The 24,703-nt window shown below is 39.3% G+C and carries 19 protein-coding genes; 6 read left to right on the top strand and 13 right to left on the bottom strand.

The window, feature by feature from the left end; translation table 11 throughout:
- Positions 1 to 108: 108 nt before the first annotated feature.
- The 8 genes from I6E85_RS19565 to ilvG form a co-directional block, all read right to left on the bottom strand.
- Positions 109 to 753 (bottom strand): NAD(P)H-binding protein, encoded by a 645-nt coding sequence (locus I6E85_RS19565; RefSeq protein WP_024591431.1) that lies wholly within the window; start codon positions 751 to 753, stop codon positions 109 to 111.
- Positions 754 to 757: 4 nt separating this feature from the next.
- Positions 758 to 1,420, bottom strand: a complete 663-nt coding sequence (can, locus tag I6E85_RS19560; RefSeq protein WP_007582103.1) for a carbonate dehydratase — start codon at positions 1,418 to 1,420, stop codon at positions 758 to 760.
- 30 nt (positions 1,421 to 1,450) lie between these two features.
- Positions 1,451 to 2,626, bottom strand: a complete 1,176-nt coding sequence (locus tag I6E85_RS19555) for a methyltransferase (protein ID WP_024591430.1) — start codon at positions 2,624 to 2,626, stop codon at positions 1,451 to 1,453.
- A 61-nt stretch (positions 2,627 to 2,687) separates the two neighbouring features.
- Positions 2,688 to 3,722, bottom strand: a complete 1,035-nt coding sequence (locus I6E85_RS19550; RefSeq protein WP_024591429.1) for an ABC transporter substrate-binding protein — start codon at positions 3,720 to 3,722, stop codon at positions 2,688 to 2,690.
- A 97-nt stretch (positions 3,723 to 3,819) separates the two neighbouring features.
- On the bottom strand, positions 3,820 to 5,373 hold the full coding sequence (ilvA, locus tag I6E85_RS19545) for a threonine ammonia-lyase, biosynthetic (RefSeq protein WP_007582109.1): 1,554 nt from the start codon (positions 5,371 to 5,373) through the stop codon (positions 3,820 to 3,822).
- A 2-nt stretch (positions 5,374 to 5,375) separates the two neighbouring features.
- Complete coding sequence (gene ilvD / locus I6E85_RS19540; RefSeq protein WP_024591428.1) at positions 5,376 to 7,232, bottom strand: dihydroxy-acid dehydratase; 1,857 nt, start codon at positions 7,230 to 7,232, stop codon at positions 5,376 to 5,378.
- 103 nt (positions 7,233 to 7,335) lie between these two features.
- Positions 7,336 to 7,581 (bottom strand): acetolactate synthase 2 small subunit, encoded by a 246-nt coding sequence (gene ilvM / locus I6E85_RS19535; protein ID WP_010553831.1) that lies wholly within the window; start codon positions 7,579 to 7,581, stop codon positions 7,336 to 7,338.
- Positions 7,578 to 9,227 (bottom strand): acetolactate synthase 2 catalytic subunit, encoded by a 1,650-nt coding sequence (gene ilvG, locus I6E85_RS19530; protein WP_007582116.1) that lies wholly within the window; start codon positions 9,225 to 9,227, stop codon positions 7,578 to 7,580. The genes ilvM and ilvG overlap by 4 nt, the downstream gene beginning before the upstream one ends.
- 553 nt (positions 9,228 to 9,780) lie before the next feature.
- Here ilvG and I6E85_RS19525 point away from each other — a divergent pair.
- The 6 genes from I6E85_RS19525 to I6E85_RS19500 all read left to right on the top strand — a co-directional run bounded on the left by I6E85_RS19525 (position 9,781) and on the right by I6E85_RS19500 (position 16,873).
- Positions 9,781 to 11,451, top strand: a complete 1,671-nt coding sequence (locus I6E85_RS19525) for a phosphoethanolamine transferase (RefSeq protein ID WP_024591427.1) — start codon at positions 9,781 to 9,783, stop codon at positions 11,449 to 11,451.
- The gene (locus I6E85_RS19520) at positions 11,448 to 11,819 is read left to right on the top strand and encodes a diacylglycerol kinase (protein ID WP_024591426.1); all 372 of its coding nucleotides are present in this window, start codon (positions 11,448 to 11,450) and stop codon (positions 11,817 to 11,819) included. Before I6E85_RS19525 ends, I6E85_RS19520 begins: the two co-directional genes overlap by 4 nt.
- A complete protein-coding gene (locus tag I6E85_RS19515) occupies positions 11,810 to 13,789 on the top strand; it encodes an LTA synthase family protein (RefSeq protein WP_101164488.1) in 1,980 nt (659 codons plus the stop codon). The genes I6E85_RS19520 and I6E85_RS19515 overlap by 10 nt, the downstream gene beginning before the upstream one ends.
- Before the next feature lie 63 nt (positions 13,790 to 13,852).
- Complete coding sequence (locus I6E85_RS19510; protein ID WP_024591423.1) at positions 13,853 to 14,527, top strand: response regulator transcription factor; 675 nt, start codon at positions 13,853 to 13,855, stop codon at positions 14,525 to 14,527.
- Positions 14,508 to 15,944 carry a HAMP domain-containing sensor histidine kinase gene (locus tag I6E85_RS19505; RefSeq protein ID WP_024591422.1) on the top strand — a complete coding sequence of 479 codons (1,437 nt, stop codon included), beginning with the start codon at positions 14,508 to 14,510 and terminating at the stop codon, positions 15,942 to 15,944. Before I6E85_RS19510 ends, I6E85_RS19505 begins: the two co-directional genes overlap by 20 nt.
- A gap of 50 nt (positions 15,945 to 15,994) precedes the next feature.
- Positions 15,995 to 16,873: a TraB/GumN family protein gene (locus tag I6E85_RS19500; RefSeq protein WP_024591421.1), complete on the top strand. Its 879-nt coding sequence runs from the start codon at positions 15,995 to 15,997 to the stop codon at positions 16,871 to 16,873.
- Positions 16,874 to 16,920: 47 nt separating this feature from the next.
- Here the strand turns inward: I6E85_RS19500 and I6E85_RS19495 are convergent, their stop codons facing one another.
- The 5 genes from I6E85_RS19495 to I6E85_RS19475 form a co-directional block, all read right to left on the bottom strand.
- Positions 16,921 to 18,330 carry an ATP-binding cassette domain-containing protein gene (locus I6E85_RS19495; protein ID WP_024591420.1) on the bottom strand — a complete coding sequence of 470 codons (1,410 nt, stop codon included), beginning with the start codon at positions 18,328 to 18,330 and terminating at the stop codon, positions 16,921 to 16,923.
- Positions 18,331 to 18,723: 393 nt separating this feature from the next.
- The gene (locus tag I6E85_RS19490; RefSeq protein ID WP_024591419.1) at positions 18,724 to 20,451 is read right to left on the bottom strand and encodes a response regulator; all 1,728 of its coding nucleotides are present in this window, start codon (positions 20,449 to 20,451) and stop codon (positions 18,724 to 18,726) included.
- A gap of 123 nt (positions 20,452 to 20,574) precedes the next feature.
- Entirely contained in the window at positions 20,575 to 22,908 is a 2,334-nt protein-coding gene (locus I6E85_RS19485; protein ID WP_197237263.1) for a fatty acid cis/trans isomerase, read from the bottom strand.
- Positions 22,905 to 23,267, bottom strand: a complete 363-nt coding sequence (locus tag I6E85_RS19480) for a hypothetical protein (RefSeq protein ID WP_024591417.1) — start codon at positions 23,265 to 23,267, stop codon at positions 22,905 to 22,907. The genes I6E85_RS19485 and I6E85_RS19480 overlap by 4 nt, the downstream gene beginning before the upstream one ends.
- Positions 23,268 to 23,353: 86 nt before the next feature.
- Entirely contained in the window at positions 23,354 to 24,148 is a 795-nt protein-coding gene (locus tag I6E85_RS19475; RefSeq protein ID WP_024591416.1) for a VOC family protein, read from the bottom strand.
- Between the last annotated feature and the right edge of the window lie 555 nt (positions 24,149 to 24,703).

Here is a 24,703-nt window from a genome sequence, read left to right as displayed (position 1 = left end):
TAAATTCAGAAGCCTTTATAAACTAACCAGAAGATCGGTCAATGGATCGTTAAATATTTCTTAACTGATCGGCATTAAGCTTAGGCTGCCTTTTGCGTTTTACCAAGTTTATTCAAATAGCTCATCAAGTACGTAATAAAATAACTTAGCCTGTTCCTCTAAGCTCACACTCAGCATTTTTTGCGCAACTTGCTCGCCAGTTATTGGTTTGTAACGCTTTAAAAACGGAAGTCGTGTAATAACAGGAAAAATAATACTGCCTATCTTTTCTGCCACTCTAAATTGCTCACGATCACCTAATAATAAAGAGGGTTGTAAAATACTTATTTTATCAAAAGGGAGTGCTTTAATATGTTGCTCAAGCTCACCCTTCATTTTCAAATAAGCACTGTTACTGTGCGTGTTCGCCCCGCTTGATGACACTAAGCAGTAATGCGTAACACCATTACATGCCGCTAACTGCGCCGCTATAAACTGATAATCAAAATCTACTTTACGCTGAGCTTGTGTAGAGCCCGCCCGTTTACGGGTTGTGCCCAAACACGAAAACAATACGTCACCTTTAAAAAGCTCAACGTATTGAGTTAATTTTTCAAAATCAATAACGTGATTAACTAGCTTTGCGTGTGTAATAGGCAAAGCCCGACGACTTAACGTAACCACTTTGGTATAACGATCGCTATTAAGTAGCTTATGTAGCAACTCATTACCGACCAAACCTGTAGCACCTATTAATATCGCCGTTTTAGTCATAAATTTATTTATTTTCGCCCACTTTATTAAGTACGTGCTGCACTGCTTTTTTGTAGCTTTGCGTTTCTTCACTCGCGCACGTTACTACAGATTCTAAATCATGAAGATGGCCGTTTTCTAAACCATAAACCCAACCATGAACGCTTAGCTCTTGGCCGCGTTCCCACGCATCTTGCACAATGTTAGTACGGCATACATTACGTACTTGCTCAATTACATTTAGCTCAATAAGGCGGCTTAAACGTTCGCTTTCTGGCATTGCATCAAGTTGTTCAAGATGCTTTTCTTTTACATCCCCTACATGGCGTAGCCAATTATCAATAAAGCCAAATTTTGCATTGTTTAAAACGGCTTGTACGCCACCACAGCCATAGTGACCTACTACCATGATATGTTTTACTTTTAAAACCTCTACAGCGTACTGCATAACCGACAAACAGTTATGGTCAGTGTGTACAACCACGTTTGCAACGTTACGATGCACAAATAATTCGCCTGGTAATAAATCAACTATTTGATTAGCAGGTACACGAGAGTCTGAACAACCAATCCATAAATACTCTGGATTTTGTTGCATAGATAAAATTTTAAAAAACTCAGGATCAGCTTCGCTTGTACGTGCAGCCCAACGTTTATTGTTATCGAATAAATTTTTTAACTTTCTCATTGCATCTCTTATTAAGTCGAGGACGGAAATTTAATGGATATTAGCAAGAATCAAAATATTACGAGGCGTTAACTGCTTTTCACAAAACGTTTTAACGCTTACTTGATAGCCTTGCTGTTGCAAATATAAAGCACGATCGAGCACAAGCCAAACTTCAATTGCTCTTCTGAACACATGTCGAACCAGTTCAACTCGGTCAGTTATTTTTTTTCGAGCAACCCCAACATCTAAATATTTATTATAATCAGTATCTTGAGGTAGGTTTATTGCCTTTTTGTCTGCAGCCCATGCACAAAATGATTTAAACGAATCTGAGAATATAGCTTTGTTAACCGAAGGTACGCTTACATAATATTGCTCGCCAGTAATTGATTTTCTAAGTGCGTCAAAACCAAGTCGCCATTCAAGTTCTGTTTTACGTACTTTTTCCAGACGAGAAGGCGCTGTGACAGTTTCTTGTAATGCGAGCTTTAAATCGCGATGCGTTAGGTTAAGCTCACTTTGGTTTGCAACCTCACTCATTACACGGTACTCATTAGCCGTAAATAAATGATAGCAACAAGGTGAAAAGCTAATTTTCTGTACTTTCGCTAAACTTGCTTGGCGCATAAATGCTTGGTGCAAACCACCACATGCGTGTAGCGCTACGGCATGCATATCAGCATTAAAAAATTGAGTGATATCGTCTTTTAATACATCTGCTTGGCTAAAGTGCATTGCCAAGCCTTGTTGCTGTGCACTTTTTTGTCCTTGCTCGCATAAGCTTTGTTGCAGTTCAATACTATGCACATCACTTGCGCCATTAAAAGCAAGCATTCGCCCTAAGTGTCCTTTACCCGCACACCACTCTAAAACTGGTTGCTTAGTAGTAGGTAGTGCAGATACAAAATCTTGTAACTGATCAAACTTACGACCTTTAATGCCGTTACTTATCCAAAACGGATAATCAGCTCGAGAGTGTGCAGAGCTAGGTAAATCACATAGCTTAGCAAGTTCATCAAGTTGCTTTATGTGTTGGCTAAAAAATTGGTATAGCTGATTTTGATCGTTATCAAGAACGGTTACCTGATCATCAGTTAGTTCGTTAAGTATGCCTTGCAGCTCTGGCCAAGGAATAGTGTCAAAATCAAATGCGGTGCACTGCCAATACTGACGATGGCGCATTAAAAGTGAATCAAGTGCAAAAAATTGCTCAGCTAAAGTCATAACAGCTTAAAAAATAAAAAGACAATTAATTATATCAGCTCAGTGAGCTCTCATTAAGCAGTTATTTTTGGCTAAAAATCAGCCGTAAATACAAAGGTATTGAAATAATACTCACCAAAATAGCTGCTATAAGCATCCATGATAATTGCATCTTTTCAGGCTCTTGGTATTTATAAATAAAGTGAGATTTCACTTCGTCAAATTCGTTTTGCTGTATGCCATATAAGTCAGCAATTAAACGCCACTTTGCTATCGACATATGCCCTAAACTGGTAGTGGGTGGGGTTATATAACTTTTTAGTACTTCAGCCTCAAAGGCGAGCTGATGAAAGCTCTTACTCGGTGCATAGTTTTGCTGGGTGACTGCAATGGCTTCATCCATGTTCATCATTGCATAGCGCCAACCTTTTAGGCTCGCTTGGTAGAATTTTTCGACCGTTTGCGGATTTTGCTTAAGCATGTTTTCGCTGGTAAATAAAATGTCGCTATATACATCCATACCATAACGCTGTGGGCAAACAAGCCGATGAGCTACGCCTTGTTGAGTCATATAATAAGGCTCTGTAGTAACATAAACTTGCATAGCATCTAGCTTGTTTTCAATCCAAGCCTGGTTAAAATTTTCGCCATTGTAAACTTTGAGTTTATCTACATCAACGCCACTGCGTTTAAGCATAATAAGTAGCTCGGTGCCATCATTTTTGCTCACCGCAGTGATACGTTTATTAACAAAGTCACGTGGATGAAAAATATCAGACGTGTCTTTAACCATCCAGCAGTAAGGTGAAAATTGTAATAAGGCAGCCATAGCAACAAGAGGTTGGCCATTTATACGTTGCTGTAAAATACCAGAATGCCCTACACCAAATTGTGCTTCGCCACTGGCGACAGGACCAAAGGTATCAGGTTTCATTGGATTAGCTTGTTTAATAGTTACATCAAGGCCCGCTTCATTATAAAAGCCTTTTTGCTTGGCCATATAATAACCGGCAAACTGAAACTGATGTGTCCATTTTAGCTGTAATGTGACAGATTCTTGCGCCGCGATATGGCTACAAAAAAAGCACAATCCAATGATTAATCCTTTAAATAGCAACTAGGTGCCCTCAAAAAGTATGACGATTACCTGTAACTATATGTAAAACGTGTAATAAAGCAAGCACCCGAGTAAGGTGCCTGCCTTTAAAGAAGAATTATACTGAGGCGAGTTTTTCGGCTTTTTCTGCTTGCGGTTTTGATGTTAAAAATTGGGTAAAACACGGATTTTGTGTTTCATCTTGTACACTGTAACCTAAGCGATTCAAATGCTCGTTAAACATTTCATACTGACTCGGCTCAATAGCAAAACCTGCCAGTACATTCCCCATCGAACCACCGTGATTACGATAATGAAATAAGGTAATGTTCCAATTGCTGCCTAAAGTATCTAAGAAGCGTGCAAGCGCACCCGGATACTCAGGAAATTCAAAACGCAATAAACGTTCATGTAATTGCTCTGGTGCTTTTCCGCCAACCATATAACGCACATGTAATTTAGCGAGTTCGTTATCCGACAAATCGCAAAATTGATAATCGTTATTTGTTAAGTCTTGCTTTAACTCATTAAGCTCTTGCTCGCCTTGGCGAAGTGCAATGCCCACAAATATTTGTGCTTCACCAGGTCCTGCATACCGATAGTTAAACTCAGTAATAGCACGGCCACCTAAAGAAGCACAAAACTGTTTAAAACTGCCTTTTTCTTCTTTAATAGTAACGGCTAATAGCGCTTCGTTTTTTTCACCCAGCGCAGTGCGCTCTGCTACATAACGCAGGCGATCAAAGTTTAAATTAGCACCCGAAAGCACAGCCGCTAAATGTAGTCCTTTTAACCCCGACTGCTGACTCCACTTTTTAAGCCCAGCAGTTGCAAGTGCACCTGAAGGCTCTGCAATTGCACGGGTAGATACAAAAATATCCTGCATGGCTGCACATATTTCATCGCTAGTAACGGTTACAACTTCATCGCAAAACTTTTGTGCTAAACGAAATGTTTCAGTGCCAATAATTTTAACCGCTACGCCATCGGCAAAACTACCAACGCGATCAAGCTCTACTGGCTTACCTGCTTCAAGTGCTGCTTGTAAACACGCACTTTCGTCGGCCTCTACGCCAATTACTTTTATATCTGGACGCAGCGATTTAATATAAACCGCCATACCAGCAAGTAAACCGCCGCCGCCAACAGGAATAAACACAGCATCAAGCTCGTTTAATTGCTGCATTAACTCGCGTGCTACAGTGCCTTGACCAACAATGACATCCGGATCGTCAAATGGCGGGACAAATATACCGTTACGTTGCTCTGTTAGCTCAAGCGCATAGGCTTTTGCTGCATCAAAATGATGGCCATGTAATACAACTTCACCGCCAAGTGCGCGCACTGCGCTGACTTTTATTTCAGGCGTTGTTACTGGCATTACAATAGTTGCTTGATGCCCAAGGTGAGATGCACTTAATGCAACCCCTTGAGCATGATTACCCGCAGAAGCAGTGATAACCACTGAGCCTTTAGGTAATTTATTTAATTTGTTATACGCACCGCGTAATTTAAATGAATACACGGGCTGTTGGTCTTCACGCTTTAACCAAACATGATTACCTAACTTTTTACTGAGTTCAGCCATTTCGCTAACCTCAGTAACTTTAGCCAAAGGCTCCATGTTTGCTTGAATAATAGCGCGAAAATAATCGAGCTCTTGAGAGACCATAATTAACTAAGCGCCTCCAATTTAGCTAAATCGCGCACTGCGCCTTTATCGGCACTTGTTGCAAGTAATGCATAAGCCTTTAAAGCAGACGAGACATAGCGCTCACGATCAACTGGCTTGTACGCCATTTTTCCGCGTGCTAATTGCTTTTGTTTACGTGCCTCAAGTTCTTCATCGCTTAGCGCTAATGTGATTTCACGTGTTGCGATATCAATAATGATTTTGTCGCCATTTTCAACATAAGCAATTGCACCACCACTCGCCGCTTCTGGCGATACATGTCCAATTGATAAACCCGAAGTACCACCCGAAAAGCGACCATCAGTAATAAGTGCGCATTTTTCAGCTAAGCCTTTCGATTTTAAGTAGCTTGTTGGGTATAGCATTTCTTGCATACCTGGGCCGCCTTTTGGTCCTTCATAACGAATAACAACAACATCGCCGGCTTTTACTTCGTTATTTAAAATCCCTTCTACTGAATCATCTTGTGATTCGTATACAATGGCGGTGCCTTCAAAATGTAGCATTTCGTCAACTACGCCAGCACTTTTTACAACACAACCATCAACGGCTAGATTACCTGAAAGCACAGCTAAACCACCGTCTTGGCGAAAAGCATGTTCAACGCTTCGAATACACCCATTCACGCGGTCATTATCGCCTTCATCCCAACGACACTCTTGGCTCATTGCTTTAGTAGTTCGAATGCCCGCAGGACCCGCACGGTAAAATTTGCGCGCTACTTCGTTAGTTGGGTCAGTTGCATCCCATTTTTTAACAAGCTCAGCCATTGTTGACCCTGCGACATGATTCACTGACATATCAACTAAGCCCGCTTTACCAAGCTCGCGTACGACTGCCATCATGCCACCTGCACGGTGGACATCTTCAATATGGTACTCTGGTGTTGCTGGTGCAACTTTACATAAAAACGGTGTTTTACGAGAAAGCGCATCAATATGCGACATATCAAAATCAACGCCCGCTTCTTGCGCTGCAGCGAGTAAATGTAATACGGTATTTGACGAGCCGCCCATTGCAATATCAACAACCATTGCATTCATAAAGGCTGTTTTGTTAGCAATAGCACGTGGTAATACATCTTGATTATCTTTTTGATAATACTCACGACATAAATCAACAATACGAGCCCCTGCTTCAACATACAGTTGTTTACGGTCTTTATGAGTGGCAAGCGTGGTACCGTTACCCGGAAGTGCTAAGCCTATTGCCTCTAACAAACAGTTCATTGAGTTTGCAGTAAACATGCCTGAACACGAACCACATGTAGGACACGCAGAGCGCTCTACTTGCTCTGAATCTGCATCACTTACCGACTCATCTGCGCCTTTAACCATGGCATCAACTAAATCAAGTTTAATGTCGATGTTAGCAAGTTTAGTTTTACCCGCTTCCATTGGGCCGCCCGATACAAATATTACCGGTATGTTTAAACGTAGCGCTGCAAGCATCATCCCTGGGGTGATTTTGTCGCAGTTTGAAATACAGATCATCGCATCGGCGCAGTGACCATTTACCATGTATTCAACCGAGTCAGCAATTAAATCGCGTGAAGGCAGCGAATAAAGCATACCGCCGTGTCCCATCGCAATGCCATCATCAATAGCAATGGTATTAAATTCTTTAGGAACTCCACCCGCTTGGGTTATCGTCTCACCCATAAGCTCACTAAGCTGATTAAGGTGTACATGCCCTGGTACAAATTGTGTAAACGAGTTAACTACGGCAATAATCGGTTTACCAAAATCAGAGTCTGTCATACCAGTTGCGCGCCATAATGCTCTTGCGCCTGCACGTTTACGTCCTTCAGTTGTTGTTGCACTTCTTAATTTAGCCATAGTTACCTCAGTTTTTGCCGCAATATAAGCGGGCATTCCTCATTCTAAAATTGGTGAATAACCGAGTGACTCAGTTACTCGTAAATTATTTTTTAATTCGTAATTACACAGCCTGTTGATGCTGTAAATTTTGTAAAGTGACTTCTTTTACATCCACCAGCTTGTTTAGCTGGCTGGTTAATAGGTGAATAGGTTTATCACTATCTACCGTCATGGCTACGTTGTATAAGCCATCATCCATATTGAGCTGAAAATGCGTTAGGTTAAAACCACGATGACGCACCACTCGTAAAAAGCGTTCTACCGCTATACTTTGGCTTTTTAATGCAATAGTTAGGCTGTGTTTCATTTTGCTTTCTCCGTCATCATTTCGTCGTTAGCAGCCCCAGGTGGTACAAGTGGCCAAACATTTTCTTTATCATCAATACAAGCATGTACTATGTACGGGCCTTTGCTGTTAACTAATGCTGTAATAGCATCATCAACTTGGTTAGCGTGGGTAATTGTTTGCCCTGGAATACCAAATACAGCAGCTAGTTGCACAAAGTCTGGGTTATCCGACAGGTTAGTTTCAGAGTAACGTCCTTCAAAAAACAGTTCCTGCCATTGGCGAACCATACCCAACCGCTGGTTATCTAAAATTAATATTTTTACAGGTAAATTATTACGGCGAATCGTGGCCAATTCTTGAATATTCATCATTATTGAGCCATCGCCCGATACAGTGATAACAAAGTCATCAGGGCGTGCTACTTGTGCGCCAATAGCAGCCGGTAAACCAAAGCCCATCGTGCCTGCGCCACCACTGCTTAAATGATTACTCGGGTGAGTAAACTTCATGTGTTGTGCTACCCACATTTGATGCTGACCTACATCGCAGCACACAACGCCAGTTTTTGGCATGCGTTGGCTCAGTTGGTTTAATAAGTACGGTGCGTAGACCTTCTCACCTGGGTAGTCGTAACGCCACGCGTGTTTAATATTCATTTCTTTATTTGTGTCACACCACGCTTTAGGTGTTACAAAGCACTCAAGTGCGGGTAACGACGTTTTTAAATCAGCAATTAATGAAGCTTTAGCAGGTTTTCGCTTACCAACTTCAGCAGCATCGATATCTAAATGGATTACTTTAGCTTTAGCTGCAAATTTAGCTAAGTTACCCGTTACGCGGTCATCAAAGCGCGCACCTATACACACAAGTACATCACATTCTTGCACGGCAATATTAGCGGCTTGACCACCATGCATACCTAGCATGCCTAAGTAATGCTCGTAGTCAGGTAACACACTGCCTAATGCTTTTAGTGTTGATACAGCAGGCATCTGCGTTTTATTTAAAAACTGCATTAACTCGTCTTGCGCATCAGCGGCTTGTACACCACCGCCTACGTACGCTACAGGCTGTTTAGCCTCACTCAACAATTGATTAGCAATAGCAACTTGCTTTAAATCTAACTCAGGTAAGTATTCATCAGCTGCAAGCCAAGGCTTAAAAGGGACTTGCGCCATTTGAATATCTTTTGGGATATCGACAAGTACAGGACCTGGTCGGCCGCTTTGCGCTAAATGAATTGCTTCTTGTAGTATCTCTGCTAAGTCTTCCGCTCGTTCTACCATGTAGCTGTGCTTAGTACACGAAAGCGACATACCTAGTACATCTATTTCTTGAAACGCATCTGAACCAATAGCTGCAGTAGGCACTTGGCCGGTGATCGCCAATAATGGTACTGAGTCCATCATCGCATCAGCAAGGGCAGTTATTAAGTTAGTTGCACCTGGGCCCGATGTTGCAAAACACACACCTAATTTACGCGTGCTGCGAGCATAACCAACAGCTGCAAACCCTGCACCTTGCTCATGGCGAGTAAGGTAGTGTTTGACTGGCGCGCCATACAGCGCATCGTAAATTGGCATAATAGCTCCGCCTGGGTAGCCAAATACTTCATTTACGCCGTGTTTGGCCAATAAGTCGATTGTTAGTTCTGCGCCTGTCATTAATAAACCCTCATTCCTCAGTGACAACCCAATTACATTTTTACGCTAAAAACTTTACCCTTAAAACTAAAAAGCCCTCCGAACGGTTAAGTGCGGAGGGCTTTTTTAATGCTTAAGTTTTTAAAGCACTACGAAGCCCTCGCGGGAATAATCACCACGATAATAATCAGGACTAGGTTAAGTGCGTTTGTAAGCATGTAATTAATACCAAATTTTGTTCGATTATCGCGAAGGTTATTCCTTCGCTCTCTTTTTATATTAGTACCGCGCTAGGCCCTTTAAGTCAACACCAAAGTTAATCTAACAAAAAGACTAAAAGGCAATTTATCAGGTTTTAAAATTCATTATATAAGCTGGTAGTGGTTTTTTTATGCTCTAATTTTATTCTCAGAAATTCACTATTCTTATATCCCTTATTTAAGGTTTGATTAATTTTTGAGAATATTTTTATAAATAAAATTATTTATCACCTTCAGGTAATGCGTAGGTTCCCTTAAGCAGCTCTTAAGTATTATGGCATAGCATGGCGTTGTTATTTAAAACGAGCCTAAATATGAACGTAATTAGCCAAACATCAGCACAAAAAAAGCCAAATCGTAGTAAACGGTTTTACATTCACTGTAGTGCAAACGCCTTTGTAGTGATGATTGCCTGCTATTACTGTTTAGTTATAAACATTCCTTTTATTCAAGGTTCGTTTAGCGCCATCACCTCATTGGCTTCCTTTTCGTGGCTATTTTTACTTTCAGTGCCACTACTTTTGCTATGCCTTTTAATTATTTTCTTTTCGATAGTGTCGGTTAGGTGGTTACTAAAGCCACTTAATTACCTTTTACTGATAATTTCGAGCGCCGTGCTTTACGGCTCATTAAATTACGGCATCGTGTTTGACTATTCAATGATTCAAAACACGTTCGAAACAGATTCAAGCGAAGCGCTGAGCTATTTAAACCCGCAGCTCATAGCCTTTTTACTGTTGTTTTGTGCGTTACCTGTTTTTATATTAAGCAAAGTAAAAATACACTTTACTCGCCCTCATCAAGAAGCGATTAGTCGTATAAAACTTATTGTAGCGTGCTGCTCATTAATTGCTTTAGTGGTCGTAAACTTTTACGCCGACTACGCAGCTACTGGCCGTAATAACCGTATTTTGAAAAAAGAACTCATCCCATTTCAGTATCTCTCTAGCGGTTATAAATACATGCGCGATCAGCTGCTGTATACCAATATGGAATTTAAAAATATAGATGCAACACCCACCCTCATTGCACCCAATACCACCAGCGTAACAGTTATGGTTGTTGGCGAAACCGCACGAGCAGAAAACTTTGCTTATCAAGGTTATAAGCGTAACACCAATCCTTATACACAAAAGTATAATGTGACGTATTTTAATAATGTGGCGTCTTGTGGAACCGCTACTGCAGTGTCTGTGCCGTGTATGTTTTCACTGCAAACACAAGATAACTTTGATCGATTAGCAGCCGACAACCAACAAAACCTGATTGATTTAGCACAACAAGCTGGCAGCGACGTACTGTGGGTTGATAACAACAGCGGCTGTAAAAACGTATGCACCCGTGTTGTTAATATTGATATACCAACCACCCCATCAGCGCTTTGCGATGGAAAATATTGTTTTGATGAAGTGCTTATTGCTCCACTTAAACGCAAACTCGCTAATTTAAGCCAAGCTAACACCGTTATCGTCCTACATATGATGGGCTCACACGGACCAACCTACTTTAAACGCTACCCAGATAAATTTAAGCAATTTACGCCCACGTGCGACAGAAGCGACATTCAAAACTGCTCACTCGATGAATTAGTTAATACCTACGACAACACAATTGCGTACAGCGACTTTGTTAACGCCCAAGTAATTGAGCAATTAAAAACACTGCCAAACAACATAGATAAGCAGTTTTTATATGTCTCTGACCATGGTGAATCACTTGGCGAAGCCGGTGCTTATTTACATGGTTTTCCGTATAGCTTTGCACCTAGCACACAAACGCATGTTCCTCTTTATATGTGGGCTGATGAGCATAATCAGCGCATTACCAATACCTGTTTAGCTAATTTAGACACCACTGCTGCACGCTCACACGACAATATTTTTCACACTCTTTTAAATTTAATTGGCATTAAAAGCAAAACGTATCAGGCATCGCTCGATTTACTTGCTAGCTGCCAAACAACACCAAGCGAAATAAAACTATGAGTAATAAAACCGTTATAAAACGCCAAGGCTTAATGCGCCTTATTTTTACCTTAAGCCATTCTTTTAACGGCTTAAAATGGATGAGTCGATTTGAAGCGGCGTTTCAACAAGAGTTAGCACTGTTTTCGTTACTTGGTGTGTTTGTATGGCTACAAGAAATTGCACTAAGCGATAAATTATTACTTAGTGCCAGCCTGCTGTTTGTATTGTTTGCTGAACTTGTAAATACGGCAGTTGAGGTTGTGGTTGATAGGATTGGCAGTGAATACCATGAGCTTTCGGGTCTCGCTAAAGATATAGCCTCTGCCAGTGTGTTTATAGCTATGTTAATTGCCGCACTTATTTGGTGGGCTGTGTTATGGGCATAAAGCTAACTTTTATAGCTAAAATAACGAGGCTAATATTTAAAGTAATACCTAAGGTACAAAATGCACTTGGCCCTGTATGGATTTTTGTTGTATTTGCTGTTTTGGCACTTAGCTTGTTAACACTTGCTCGCTTTGGTTTAAGTGTATGGCAAGGCGAACGTGTATTTGGATCTCATGCGTGGTTATCTATATTTATAGGTGGTTTAAGAGTTGATATAGCCACTCTAAGCTACATTATTATGCCCGCATTACTACTTACCTTACTGATGCAAAGCGTAGGTTGGCAAAATAAAGTACGCGGCCTAATAAAAATTTACTTAGTGGGGATGTCTGCTTTACTCGTTTTTTTTGAAGTGATTACGCCTACGTTTATAAACGAGTACGACTTGCGCCCTAACCGCTTATTTATAGAATATTTAATTTACCCTAAAGAAGTCTCAAAAATGATTTTTTCAGGCTATAAGTTAGAAGTATTTATTGCTGTTATAGCACTTATTTTAAGCTGTAAATTTGCAAGTAAAATATTTAGCAATCAATGGCAAAGCAAGTCATCACTAACAGGTTTAAATCAATCAATTTTAGCGCTTGTTTTAGTATGCTTAACTATTTTTGGCGCCCGCAACTCATTAGGACACAGACCACTTAACCCCGCCATGGTCTCGTTCTCTACTGATCACTTACTTAACGACTTAACCCTTAACTCACTTTATAGCGTCGCGTTTGCAGTTAAGCAACTTTCTAATGAGCAATCGAGCCAAGACTATTACGGTAAAATGCCCACCGATGAATTACTTAGTATTGTGCGTAGTAACATGCAAAATACGCAAGGCACATTTAGTGATGTAACCGCCCCTACAAAAACGTTTCATGGCGCAAGTAATACAGGTAAACCCAAAAATTTAGTCATTATTTTACAAGAAAGTTTAGGTGCTCGTTATGTAGGCACGCTTGGCGGTTTACCGCTTACACCTAATATAGACGCCCTTTATAAACAAGGCTGGGGGTTTGATAATTTATACGCCACGGGTACACGTTCAGTACGTGGAATTGAGGCAGTAATTACAGGGTTTACACCAACGCCTTCGCGTGCAGTTGTTAAGCTTGATAAATCACAACGTGACTTTTTTACCATTGCTGATTTTTTAGCGAAGCAAAATTACAACACGCAGTTCATTTATGGTGGCGAAAGCCATTTTGATAACATGCGCAGCTTCTTTTTAGGCAACGGTTTTAAAAGTATCGTAGATACAAATAACTTTAAAAAAATAGACTTTAATGGCTCGTGGGGCGCATCAGACGAAGACTTGTACGACCAAGCCGATATAGAACTTACTAAGCTTAAAAATCAAAACAAACCCTTTTTTAGCCTTATATTTTCAAGCTCTAATCATAGCCCGTATGACTTTCCTGACGATAAAATAACGCTGTACGATAAACAAAAACAAACCCGTAATAATGCTGCCAAGTATGCCGATTACGCACTAGGCACCTTTATCGAAAAAGCTAAAAAATCGAGCTACTGGGATGATACTGTATTTATAGTTATTGCCGATCACGACTCGCGCGTATCGGGTTCAAATTTAGTACCGGTTGATCACTTTAAAATTCCGGCCGTTATTTTTGGTAAAGGTATTACCCATAAACGAGATAGCCAACTAGCCAGCCAGCTCGATATTCCTGTTACTCTACTGTCTTTAATTGGCGCAAGTGGTAAGCACCCTATGATAGGTCATGATTTATCAAAGCCAATTAGCGACAACAAACAACGCGCAATGATGCAATACGACAAAAACTTTGCCTACATGCACGATAATAAAGTGGTGGTGTTACAACCACAAAAACCAGCAACCACCTATACGTATAGCAATAACCAGCTTGTACCATGTGAAAACGATGAGCAACTAGTTAAAAAAGCCCTAGCCCACGCGAACTTAGGTAATCTAGCTTATACAAATGGTTGGTATCATTAACCAAGTGACTTGATAATAAAGCCTTGTTAAAGTAACAAGGCTATTTTTATAAACCGAGTAAACATGAAAATCCTCGTTATTGAAGACTCTGAAGCACTAAGACGCAGCTTGCAAGTTGGCCTTAGCAACCTTGGTTTTACCGTAGATGAAACTGGTGATGGCTCAGAAGGGTTGAGTATGGCACTCAGTGGAAACTACGACCTCCTAGTACTTGATTTAATGCTACCGAGCGTTGATGGCATGAGTATTTTACAAGCACTGCGCAGCAGTAATAGCCAAAGCCGTGTGCTAATTTTATCGGCACGAAGTGAGCCTCAAGATAAAATTAGCGGCCTTATGAAAGGCGCTGATGATTATTTAACTAAGCCATTTTCGTTTGAAGAACTCCATGCTCGTGTCCTTGCATTACTTCGTCGTGGTTCACTGCAAAACCAACAAAATACCCTTACCGTAGGTGATTGCGTATTAGATCTGTCACTTAAAACTCTTCACTACAAGCAACATGCCATTGAGCTCACTCGCAATGAATACAAAATAATAGAATGCTTATTTAACGCCCCAGAGCGAGTATTAGGGCTTGAGCTTATAAGTGAAGCGGTGGTAGGTCAGTTTGATATGCTCTCTAAAAATGCGCTTGAAGCACACATCTCAACCATACGTAAAAAAGTAAGACAGTTTGATGGCGAGCTCCCGATAAAAAACAAACGTGGATTTGGTTATGTCGCAACAACAAAATAAAAGTCACTCAATAAAACGTAAACTCGTTAATAATATTAGCGCTGTGATCTCTGTTATTTTATTCACCATATTTTTAACCGTTGATCTAAGTGTTGATACTTGGGTGGAAGATCAGTTTAATCAGTCTTTAACTAACAAAGCTAACTACTTAAAAACCTTAGTTGAAGATGACAACAACGTGGTTGAATTTGATTTTGCTGGTGAGTTTATGTCGGAGTATGAAGCTGCAGATGCCACGGAGTTTTACCAATTATGGCATGGCCGTGATGTGTTTGAACGCTCGGACTCATTAGCGCTTTATGAAAATGCTAACCTGCCTTTTTTAGAAATGCCGATAAACGAATCTAAAATTATAGATTACGAGCTTCCTAACGGGCGTGATGGTCGCGCACTTATAAGTCACTTTGTAGCCCAAAAAGATGATAGAAATCCCACTCACTCTGCTGTTTTTAATACCATGACTCTTGCAATCGCAGCGCCCACCTCCGAACTTAATAAAGTACTGATTATTATTGATGTGGTCTTTATTTTAACCTGTGTACTTGGTGTGTTTGGTGTGCGCTATTTAGTGACACGTATTGTAAATAAAGGTCTGCACCCGCTACACAACTTAAACGACCAAATTAAGTTACTCGATATTACCGGTGTTGCGCAAACAATAGAAAGCGACTTTAAAGTAGAAGAAATAGAACCTATACGTAACGAGCTAAATAAGTTTATTACCGTTAATCAGCAACTCTATAGTAATGAAAAACGCCTAACAAGCGACATTGCACACGAGCTTAAAACCCCAATAGCTGAACTCATAAGCCTCTCAGAGGTGGCTATTCGCTACCCTGACGATAAACGAATTAGCGACACCTATACCAGTGATGTGCTTAATATTTCACAGCGTATGAAAACGATTGTTAGCAACCTATTACTGTTGCAGCGCTCAAGTAGCAGTGCAATGCAATTAAATGCACAAAATATCATTCTAAATAACCTAGTAAATCAAATTGTTGATGAGCTGACCTTTAAGCACCCAACTATTAAAGCGCGTTTAAATAATGAGATAACTGACGAGTTTACACTTAATGCTGACGAATTTAGTTTAAATACCATTTTATGTAACTTAATCGATAACGCACTATTTTATGGACTCCCTGAGGCACCAATTAAATTAACTGCCGTAAATAACAGCACAAACATGACCATCTCTGTTAGTAACAAAGTAAATAAACCACTAAGTAGTGAACAGCTCACTGCTATTTTTGACCCGCTCTATCAGCTAGATTCATCTAGAACTAATAACCAGCGCCATGGTTTAGGATTATCAATTGTACAGAGCTTATGTAACTTAAATGGCTTTACTATTACGGCCAGTAATACCGAAAGCAATACGTTAACGTTTATATTAACGTTACCTCTGAAGTAAATTTAGGTTAGTATTTACACTACTAACCTTCGAGATTTTAAGGACAAACCATGAATGCTCTTACCCGTGTTAGCCACTTTTTTATTGTGGCATTACTTATAACATTTAGCCTTAACAGCTATGCTGCTCCTGCCATATACAAGATAGAAAAAAATGGCGTCAGCTCTTACTTATTTGGCACTGTACACGTTGGTGATGCCAGCATGAAAGGCTTACCTAAAAATGTAACCGATGCAATTAGTGCAAGCAAAGAAGTGATTGTTGAAGTTGATATAAGCAAACTTACTCCACTTGAAATGCAGCAGCGTTCAATGCCATTTATGATGCTAAGTGACGGTAAAACACTGCAAACTGAGCTTTCAAAGCAAAATTATACCAAGCTAAAAGATTACTTTGCTAAAAAGTCGATTGATATTGCTATGTTTAATGGCTTAAAGCCTTGGGCTGTTATGGTGACTATGATGCAAATTGAATTTCAAAATGCAGGTTATTCAGATAAAACCGGCATAGACAAGCAAGTGCTTAGTTATGCTAAAGAGCATAATATTAAAATTGGCGAGCTTGAAACCCTAGAACAACAACTACAAATGTTTGATGGTATGGCGCTATTAAGCAATGAAATGATTGAAGAAACCTTTGAGCAACTCAGCGATATTAATACTTACTTTATCAAATTAGTTAATGCCTGGAAAAACGGGGATATGGATACACTAACCGATTACTACAACATGAGTTTTGATGACAGTAATTACGGTGAAATTAGCGAGCAAGTAATGCTAACTAACCGCAATAATAATTGGGTTAAACAACTCACACCGCGTTTAGCAAACGAGCAACTATTTATTGCCGTAGGCGCTCTGCATTTACCTGAAAAACACGGGTTACTTAAACAACTTCGAGATAAAGGCTTTAGCGTTACTCGTCTTTAAAATAAAAATGGGTTGAGTGAATTTTCGCTCAACCTTTCTCTGAGTTTTTAATTAAAGTCTTCCATTTTTAAGTAATTCTCTATTCCTTCAATTTTGTCTGCCGCATGATGATTTACATAAATCACAGTACTTGTATTAGCAGCACAAATTTTCTCTATTAGTAGCAGTACACGTTGCCTGTTTGCTTCATCTAAGCCTAAGCAAGGCTCATCTAAAATAAGTAGCGTTGGATGCTTTACCATAGCCCGCACAATTAATAACATACGTTGATCGCCGTACGACAGCTGAGTAAATGAGGTGTTTTGTTTGTCACTTAAACCAATAAATGCCAGCCACTGCTTAGCAATATTAATTTGTGCGTCGCTCGGCTTTTGATATAAACCTATGCTGTCGTAAAATCCTGAAATAACAGTATTTAAAGCCGATATACTTACGCGATAATCCATATGTAGCGCGTTAGATATAAAACCAATATGCTGTTTTATATCCCAAATACTCTCCCCGGTTCCGCGTTTAAAACCGAACACTCCAATGTCATTGTTATAACACTGTGGGTTATCACCTGTTATTAAATTTAATAGGCATGTTTTACCTGAACCGTTCGCTCCAGTAAGCTGCCAATGCTGATGCTTTTTTATAGTCCAATTGAGATTTTTGAATATGCTTACGTCACTATAACTAACTTTAGCATTACTCAATTTAACTAAGGTATTACCAGTGAATGTCTTTTGCTCTTGCTCGGCGTCAGGAGATGGCACATCCAATGAAGTATGCTCTAAATGAAGTAGTTTTAGTAAGTCACTTAATTGCTCACTGTCTGGCTTTGCCAAAGTATGTAACAAGCAACCTTGGTTTACATAGCCATAGTGAGTAATGAATGAAGGGATTTCGTCTAGGCGGTTTAGTACAAAAACAAAAGTAATAGTTTGGCTAAGCTCTATGAGTATTTTATTAAGTTGCTGGCAAGATTGTACGTCGAGTCCATCAAATGGCTCGTCAAGCACGACTAACTCACTATGGGAGCTGAGTGCTTTTATAAGTAGGAGTTTACGAGTTTCACCCGTTGAAAGTTCTCTAAAATGCCTATTTAGTAATGAGCTAAATTTAAATAATTCTATTAGCTGCGCTAATAACTCACCATTATTACTATGCTCTGCAAATATAAGGTCTTTAACGAGGCTATGCTTTTCATGCTCTAATTCTTGGGCCAGTAACTGTTTATGCGAATCTGAAGACACGAGCATAAGTTTATTAATACTACTTATACGCTTACCACTTTCGCACTTAGCTTCACCAACTAACGCAGCTGTCAGTGCAGATTTACCGGCTCCATTAGCACCTAGAAGCAGCCAATGTTCTCCTAGATTCACTTGCCAATCTAGGTTGCATATGTCGTAACGACTTTTGCCTTGTCCTTGTAAGTAACCATTAAATTGCTCAAGCGTAATTGACTGCACTAACTTTTCCTAATAAACCTTAAAACAGCAAGTTAACGCATATTAAAAGTGCTTAGCAAGCTTGTTATCTGCAAAATTAATTTATTTCACTAGGGCGTATTGATCTTTGTGGATTGAAATTTGTTCAATCTAGGGGCGATTAAATCGCGGCGCGGGGTTTGTAACCTAGTGGGCTCGATTACTGCTCCTGCGTTATTCTAATGGCTTACATCCATGTAAGAATAAGTCAAAACCGAGTAACAAAGAGTTAATCGTCCCTAAAAAGAACCCAATGGGCAGCGCATGTTTGGTATTTATGCTGCGTTATCGCATATTTATGGGGAATAACCACACTACATAGGCTCTGCCTTGCCTAAAAACCAAACAGTCTGCTGCAAATTCAACTACCAAAGATCAACACGCCCTAGCAACGCTAATACTATTTAATGCGTCTTTAATTGCTTGCTGACTTATTGGTTTATGAATATGAAGGTTAGCCCCATATTTATAAGCTCGCTCTATATCATTTTGTGAAGTATTTGCTGTTATAACAATAATTGGCATTACTTTATTAAGATCAGAGCGTATTTTTTTAATCGCCTCAAACCCATCCATTACTGGCATATTTAAGTCCATAAAAACAATATCGTATTGATTTTCACTCACCATATCGCACGCGACTTTGCCGTTTTCAGCGCAATCATAGCTTAAACCTAATAAGCTAAGTATGCGGGTCAGTAATATAGTATTTAATGGATTATCTTCAACGACTAAACACTTTAGTTTGTCATTTATTTTACGAGGGTTTGGAAGAGCTTTACTGGCAATTATTGGTAAGTGCAAAGATACCAGCGCCCCATGGGCTTCATTATTTTTGAAGGTAATTTCACCGTGCAACGCCTTTACAACATACTGAACCCGAGTGAGACCTGTTCTTAATCCTTGAAAATGGTTTGTTTGTTTAAATGAGTCAAATTCAAGATCAGTAATCTCTTTCGAAAAACCACAACCAGTATCACTTACAGTTACACAAAGTTCATTATTAAAAAGCTTTGCAGAGACAGTAATTTCACCTTCTGTCGTAAACTTTATAGCGTTACTGATTAATTCTGTAAGCGTATGCTGCAAACGTTGATGATCCAATTTACATACACAATTTAATGATTCATCTAAACAACTAACTAGTTTTAGGCCTTTTTGCTGACAAGCATGCTCGTAAGCCATTAGTACTTTATTACACGACTCTAGAAGGTTTTCATTTTTAAATTGCGGTACCCACTTACCTGTACTTAAAGCTTGCAAGTCTTGCAGTTCATCTAATATGGCTATTAACCTAAGTGCGCAGTAATTAGCTTGGGTTTTAACGCTTTGCTGCGTATCAGAAACCTTTAACTCCTCAATAGACGTAATAAGACCCTGTAAAGGAGTTCTAAATTCGTGACTTGCTCTGGCAATAAAATGCTCTTTATTTTGACTCACTTGTTGAGCGAACTCTTTTTGTTTTTGGTATTTAGACAATGCGTTACCTATTTCTTTTTCCATTGGCATAAATACAAATCTTAACTCTACAAGTAGTAAAAACATCGCCATAAGCCAAAATAATAATTCAAGGTTAGATACCCAGTTCAATTTTTGGACAGCTTGCTCTTCAAATAAATTCACTGCATGATCTAGTTGCTTTAATAGCTCTTCAACCTCAGTTACAGAGAATATACGCTTATCTACTTGGCCTTGTTGATAAAGCAAATTTTCCGCTTGCTGGATATATGTTGCAACTTGGGAATCTAGTTTATGAGGAGCTAACGTATACAGCTTAATAAGCTTAGGTGTAAGGTATTGATACTCTCCATTACCATTTTTTGAAAGTAAGTAATTATGAGTTTTTTTGAATGATACAACTGACGCTTTTAACGCTTTAGTATGCTCAGAAATATTTGTTGCCGATAATAATAACTCATTACTATGCCAAGCTATTTTTTGAGAAAGCATTCTCTGCTTACCAGCCATATTTATTATTTTTGCGTCGTATTTTTGCACCGAAAAATAATACTGCATAAGTGATGCTGATGTGCTTATTAATAGTGCTATTGCTATTAATGCCCATCGGTAACGAGTACGGATATTCGCGACAACTTTAAACATACTAAGCCTTGTTTTTGTTTTAAGTGTAGCTCAATTTTTTAGAACTAATAAGCAGCTTAAATAATGATTATTAAATAAAAAAGCCCAACTAAAAAGTTGGGCTAATAAAATAAAACTATTTAACTATCTATTTTCTAAACGGTTATAGTCGAACATTCCATATTCTATCCCACGATATTTTTTAGCAGTATCGTGCAATATATCGCTGTATTGCCAAAACTGTGGATGAGTACGTCGAATACCAAACTTAGATTTCAATGCACCATAATCAGCTTCTATTTGCATGATAGGCAATTGCTCGGCAAAAGCATTTACTTGCTGCTCGTTATTTAAATACCAAATAGCTGCTGGATAATCTCCGATAAACCCAGGAACAATAGTCGCGGTATCTTCATCATAAGCACGTTGGCCATCTTCGTTTAATAAACTAGATATATTGTAATGCGCATTATGATGAATAATAGTGTAGCCCTTATGGCTATTATCTTCTTGCTTTACAAGTATAAAAGAAAGCTGAGGTAATAAGTTAACCGCTTTTGCTGGCATTTCACTTATTACATTTAACGGCTTTGGCACTTCAGTGTAGTTGTATTTTTCACTTAAAACTGGCGCTAAGGCTTCTTTCATCAAGGTATATAGTTCATGCTGTGGATCATCAGTTTCATAGTTAATACCACTGGGTTGGCTAAATTCTCGGTTACTTTTAAAGAACTTAGATAAGTCAGGTGGTGAATTACGATACCACTGCTTTTTGATTTGATTACGCTTGTGCTCAGGTAATAGAGCTAAAAAGTTTTGCTCTCCCTCTAAACGTAAAAAATCCATATATAAACGTGTAACCAATTGATGGCCTATATTTCCGTATACATCAAAGCCTGCCACAAGCAAATAATGAATACGTTCAAATAACGCATAATCAAGTATCCACGTGGTTTTAGGCTCTTGACCAATAAAACCTTTAACAACAGTTGCACTATCAAAATGGCGGAAAATAGTCAGCGCAGCATTTTTATTATGCCCATCACCTTTCCAAAGCAAGTCAGTTGTAAGATGCTCGCCACCTTTAAACATTTCGTTAGCAAGCTCAACTTTTGCCTGTAAATATTTTTTCTCACGAACTGAATATTTAACCCAGCTAGAAATAGGTAACGCATTACTTTCCTCTGCAGCAGGAAGTTCTAGCGCTTCTTCATGTTGCATTAGCATTTCCCCTACAGCAGGAGTCGCAACCTTATCAGGATCAGCAAATGCCACCCAAAAGTGATCATTTATAACATTTAAAGCAATCTGACCACGACAAACAGGCCCTTTTATAAAGCCCATAATAATTAACTCGGCTTCATCAAGCATAAATTGATATTTAGAATTAATAGGAATAACTTCAAAAGTTTTAAATGGGTTAGATGCTGACTTAGGCTCATAACTCGGCATTTGCGTAACTGTATAATCTGGCGCAATAAACTGCTCGTACAAACGCAGTAATTTAGCTTCATTAAGCTCAAGTGGTAAATGCGTTTTAGAAAGTATGGTTGTACGCTCTTGCATAAAACGATAATAAACACGGCTAACTTTAGGGTCATCGTATGGACGACGCGTATTAATTAACTTTATTTCCTCACCAGGAGGCGTACTTGAGCGAACTAGTTTAAAAAAGCTTTGTGGGTTCTCTGACGTAAAATAAATATGTGCTAAAAACCAATGTTCATAAATATAACGTGCTGATAACTGATACTTTAAGTTATCTTGATTTAAAAATGCTTCCCAGCCCTTTATTTTATTCTGATCATACTTACTTGGTGGCTCAATATGTGACATTTTACCGCCATTTTTAAGCCAGTTCTGTAAATGATTAAACTCTTCGCGCGAAACCCCAGGTAAACCATAAGGCATACCGCCATGAGGTTGCTCGTCAGCTAATCGGTCAAACTCCCCCATTGTTGCACAGGTTTGCGAACGCCCTAATGAAAAATCAAATTCATCATCTAGCACTTCATTAGTTGGTAATTCATAGCTTTGCTTTAACACTAAACTATTAAATAAAACACTTCCCGCTAAGTTTGCTTCTTCACTTTGTACGCGCTCATTTAGCACTGGCGTAAAGTTTTTTTCTCGCCATTGCTGTGTATTGGTTGCATCAAATAATAAACGGCTTGGGGTCGTTGCCAATAAACGAGTTCCATCGTAAACAAGCTCTTTACTCAAACCTCGGTCAATACCTTCAGGGGATGAGAGCTTAAGCTGGCAAGGTGCATCGTAACAACCATGGCAAACGACGCAGCGGGTATCGAGCACTGGTTTTACGTTTTGTAAAAAATCAGCTCCAGCAAGAGTAGAATGTGGAACGATACGCTCTTGCGCTTGCTCTGGTCCAAATAAATCATCGTAATGTGCATTACCTAAGTAAGCACAACCACTAAGGATAATTAATACAAATGTACTTATTATTATTTTTTTCATTCGTCCTCGTCACCTAAATCGAAGGTGGGCATCATATCCATTTGAGGAGAAACGAATGTTTTCTGACCTTCAGTATTCAAAACAATACTTAAAAGAGGCCCATGCGTTAATGTTATCTGCGCATCATGCTCTTGCTCTAATATACTTAAATACAGAGAATCAGTTATAAGCAACTCATAACCGCTAACGGTAATAGCTACACTGCTATCTTCACTTGGATTTTGGCAAATTTGAGCAAGTAACTCATCATCAAGTCCAATTGATATTTCAAAATCAGGCTGCTCTAAATCTCTATCACTTAATGATTCATCTAATAGAAATAAAGGAAGGGTTAAATTGCTATCTTGTTCAAATTCCATTGCGTTCTCTGCACTTTCTGACGATTTAATTGGCGAGTATTATAACAAACTAGCGAGTAAATTAACGCTAAAGCTAATGTAACTGTTTAAACGTCATCTATAACAGATTCGATCACCGAAAATACAGCACCTTGAGGGTCGCATATAACACTAAAACGACCAACATCGGGGATATCTGTTGCAGGAACACATACTTGTCCACCTAAGCTAGCGGCTTTATTTACTGCTGTATCGCAGCTCTCTACTGCAAAGTAAATCATCCAATGAGCAGGAATATCTTCAGGCCAGTCGCTTGTCATCTCAAGCATACCGGCAATTGGCTGTCCACCGACTAAAAATAAAGTGTAATCCATACCGTCCATTGGCTTTATTTCACTTTCCCAGCCTAGTAAAGCACAGTAAAAGTCTCTACTTACTTTACTATTTCTGGTTGCTAACTCATGCCAATAAGGAGTGTTTAATTCACCTAAGTGCTTACAACCTTTATGCTCATTTCCTTGCCATAGTGCAACAGTGGCACCTACAGGATCTTTTAGCATCAACATTCGTCCTGCATTCATAACATCATGAGGACCGGCAATAACTTCAGCACCTAGTTCTTTAGCTTTTAGCGCACAATCATCAACATTATCGACGGCAATGTAAGCCAACCAATGACTTGGGATCCCTTCACTAATTTGCTCTTTAGGCATTTCATACATAGCGGCTATATCACCACCTTGCTTTTGTAGCATAGTGTAATATATGTCCTCCCCAATAGGTTGATCGTCATACCCCCAATCAAATAATGAGGTATAAAACGTCTTACCATCTTTCCAATTATGGGTACAAAGTTCTGACCAACAAAAAATACCATGTGGGTGATTATCAATTTCACTCATTATTAAACCCTTATTATTCTATTTTTATCTAAACGAGCTCTGTCACATTTTATAAACTACATAATTGAACAGATCATAAATTGAGATTAGAGCAATAACTAAGCGGAGTCGATAAAAGAAGGGCAAGAATTCGTTATTCAGTTGTTTCATATATGAGGTTTTTAACGCAGTTAGCGTCAGATTTAATCCCTCAAATTGATTAGATATTATTGCTGATTGATATAAATTATTTACTAAGAAGTCCTTCGCTCTAGAGGAATCCCTGAATCACTTTTTTGCAGACGTAAAAAAGCCCGAATCATTAGATTCGGACGCTCTACAATATAAAATCGGTACGCTACGCAGTATATCAGCGTCGGGAGTCGCTACGCTCGCCCGCCCTACGTGATGTGTGTTGATGTGAGTGTGTGTTAATTGCGCGCATTTCACTTTTCTGCAGACGTAAAAAAGCCCGAATCGTTAGATCCGGGCTTTCTACAATTTGAAGCCTGGTAATGTCCTACTTTCACATAGCAAATGCTACACTATCATCGGCGCTGTTTCGTTTCACTACTG

Source organism: Pseudoalteromonas sp. NZS71 (genome assembly GCF_015864715.1).
In the GTDB taxonomy this organism is placed as follows: Bacteria; Pseudomonadota; Gammaproteobacteria; order Enterobacterales; family Alteromonadaceae; genus Pseudoalteromonas; species Pseudoalteromonas arctica.
The sequence above is the reverse complement of the archived record's forward strand: the minus strand, read 5'-3'. Positions and strand labels throughout refer to the sequence as shown.

Coding starts and splice junctions, on each gene's coding strand:
- I6E85_RS19485 (WP_197237263.1), bottom strand. CDS start 22,908: ATGAAAAAAATAATAATAAGTACATTTGTATTAATTATCCTTAGTGGT.
- I6E85_RS19490 (WP_024591419.1), bottom strand. CDS start 20,451: ATGTTTAAAGTTGTCGCGAATATCCGTACTCGTTACCGATGGGCATTA.
- I6E85_RS19515 (WP_101164488.1), top strand. CDS start 11,810: ATGGGCATAAAGCTAACTTTTATAGCTAAAATAACGAGGCTAATATTT.
- I6E85_RS19510 (WP_024591423.1), top strand. CDS start 13,853: ATGAAAATCCTCGTTATTGAAGACTCTGAAGCACTAAGACGCAGCTTG.
- I6E85_RS19475 (WP_024591416.1), bottom strand. CDS start 24,148: ATGAGTGAAATTGATAATCACCCACATGGTATTTTTTGTTGGTCAGAA.
- ilvA (WP_007582109.1), bottom strand. CDS start 5,373: ATGGTCTCTCAAGAGCTCGATTATTTTCGCGCTATTATTCAAGCAAAC.
- I6E85_RS19500 (WP_024591421.1), top strand. CDS start 15,995: ATGAATGCTCTTACCCGTGTTAGCCACTTTTTTATTGTGGCATTACTT.
- I6E85_RS19520 (WP_024591426.1), top strand. CDS start 11,448: ATGAGTAATAAAACCGTTATAAAACGCCAAGGCTTAATGCGCCTTATT.
- I6E85_RS19525 (WP_024591427.1), top strand. CDS start 9,781: ATGAACGTAATTAGCCAAACATCAGCACAAAAAAAGCCAAATCGTAGT.
- can (WP_007582103.1), bottom strand. CDS start 1,420: ATGAGAAAGTTAAAAAATTTATTCGATAACAATAAACGTTGGGCTGCA.
- ilvG (WP_007582116.1), bottom strand. CDS start 9,227: ATGACAGGCGCAGAACTAACAATCGACTTATTGGCCAAACACGGCGTA.
- ilvM (WP_010553831.1), bottom strand. CDS start 7,581: ATGAAACACAGCCTAACTATTGCATTAAAAAGCCAAAGTATAGCGGTA.
- I6E85_RS19480 (WP_024591417.1), bottom strand. CDS start 23,267: ATGGAATTTGAACAAGATAGCAATTTAACCCTTCCTTTATTTCTATTA.
- I6E85_RS19565 (WP_024591431.1), bottom strand. CDS start 753: ATGACTAAAACGGCGATATTAATAGGTGCTACAGGTTTGGTCGGTAAT.
- ilvD (WP_024591428.1), bottom strand. CDS start 7,232: ATGGCTAAATTAAGAAGTGCAACAACAACTGAAGGACGTAAACGTGCA.
- I6E85_RS19555 (WP_024591430.1), bottom strand. CDS start 2,626: ATGACTTTAGCTGAGCAATTTTTTGCACTTGATTCACTTTTAATGCGC.
- I6E85_RS19505 (WP_024591422.1), top strand. CDS start 14,508: ATGTCGCAACAACAAAATAAAAGTCACTCAATAAAACGTAAACTCGTT.